Origin of the sequence: Rhodovulum imhoffii, assembly GCF_003046545.1 — a bacterium.
Classification (GTDB): domain Bacteria; phylum Pseudomonadota; class Alphaproteobacteria; order Rhodobacterales; family Rhodobacteraceae; genus Rhodovulum; species Rhodovulum imhoffii.
On record NZ_QAAA01000049.1, the window covers coordinates 1 to 1,715 of the forward strand.

Annotated in this window: 1 protein-coding gene and 1 pseudogene; both read left to right on the forward strand. The window is 53.1% G+C overall.

Translation table 11 applies throughout. From position 1 onward, the window contains the following. Positions 1 to 664, forward strand: a pseudogene (locus C8N32_RS15420) (IS3 family transposase); the annotation flags it as partial. Positions 665 to 930: 266 nt separating this feature from the next. Further along, a complete protein-coding gene (locus C8N32_RS14890) occupies positions 931 to 1,557 on the forward strand; it encodes a hypothetical protein (RefSeq protein WP_201132304.1) in 627 nt (208 codons plus the stop codon). Positions 1,558 to 1,715: the final 158 nt, after the last annotated feature.

Here is a 1,715-nt window from a genome sequence, read left to right on the forward strand (position 1 = left end):
ATGGCTTAAGGAACCGTTAAGTCCCCGTGCGCAGGAGGATGCGCGCCAGACCGGGTTGATCCGGCAGGCCTGGACCGACAGCGGCAAGGTCTATGGCTACCGCAAGCTCACCGGCGATCTACGCGACCTGGGCGAACGCGCCTCGGAGAAGCGGGTTGCCCGGCTGGCTTCGCTGGCCGGGATCGCGGCGCGGGTCGGTTACAGGCGGCGCCCCGGCCGATATGGCGGCAAGCCAGCCATCGTGGCCGAGAACAGGCTGGAGCAGCAGTTCGAAGCGTCCGCGCCAGATGAGGTCTGGGTGACCGATATCACCTAGATCAAGACCCATGAGGGTTGGCTATATCTGTGTGTCGTCATCGACCTGTTCTCCCGGCGCGTGGTCGGATGGTCAGCCTAATCCCGCATGACCACGGACCTCGCCCTGCAGGCCCTGCTGATGACCGTCTGGCGGCGAAAGCCAAACGGCAAAGTCACGGTGCATTCAGATCAGGGGGCTCAATTTACCAGCCGGAAATGGCAGATGTTCCTTCGTCAGCACAATCTGGAACCCAGCATGAGCCGACGCGGGAACTGCCATGACAACGCCGTCGCGGAGAGCTTTTTCCAGCTTCTGAAACGGGAGCGTATCAGGCGGCGAACATATCCGACACGCGACGATCTGCGCGAAGGTCGGGAAAGTTTAGCGCGAATGTTGGGTGTGCGGGACAAAGCTGTCTTGGAATCCAAAGCGTCTCATGGCACGATGACGCTGAAACCGTGTGGTTAGTTAGTGTGCAAAATGGACCTAAAGAAGCTATTCAGTCTTGGCCGAAATAGAAGTATCCGTCCGGTCTGGCTGCTCTGACGTGTGATGGAGTGTGCTGATAATTTCCACCATCGATAGTGGACATTACGATCCTAATCGTAATTGAAATTCTTAAGGGTGAACAAATGCGTAAAGCGATTATATCAGTTGCAGTAGCGACTACTCTACTCACTGGGTGTATGTCGAATGTACCTTCGGCGAGTGGCCCGAGTAATGATCCTCAAAAGGCAACGTTATTGATGACTGTTGGTGAGGGGTGGGGGCTTCAGTCGGGGCAGGCCTATGTCGTATTGAAAAACGAGAATACCGGTCGCTTCACGAAACTCTTATCTGAGACTGACAGTCGTGGTGGGGCAGGATCAGCAGATTTCGTGGAAAGTGCCTATCGCGCCTTTGAATTTAACGCAGAAGCTGTCGATCCGGGGACTTATACGCTATCAACTTGGGGCTTTGAGATGCGACGCGGAAGCGCAACGAAAAGAGCAAGTAAGTCTGTTAAAATAGAAGCCGGAAAGGTCTATTATTTGGGATCACTTTTCGCAAATAATCTTACGCAAACAGCTAGGATAGAAAATAAATTGGCAGGGGAGCGCCGAGCATATATGTCAAAATACCCAGAGTTAAAAACCCGCGGTATTGAGGATGTTTCTTCGTCGTTTTCTGTAAAGTGCTGGAAGATGGATGTAAGCGACGAAATTGCTCGGGAAGATACCACATCACTTCTTAGAGACGCGATTAAAAACTGCTCCTAAGAACCTGAAAGCGGGCTTTGATATTGTCATCAAAGCCCGTGAAATTAATTGTCCACTTAACCTTTTTGGCTTACGAATGACATGACGGTTTGGACGGGCCGTCTGCCCTGGTTTCTGTAGCCGAGATGCGGGCGCTCGGTGTTGTAGTGGTTCAGCCA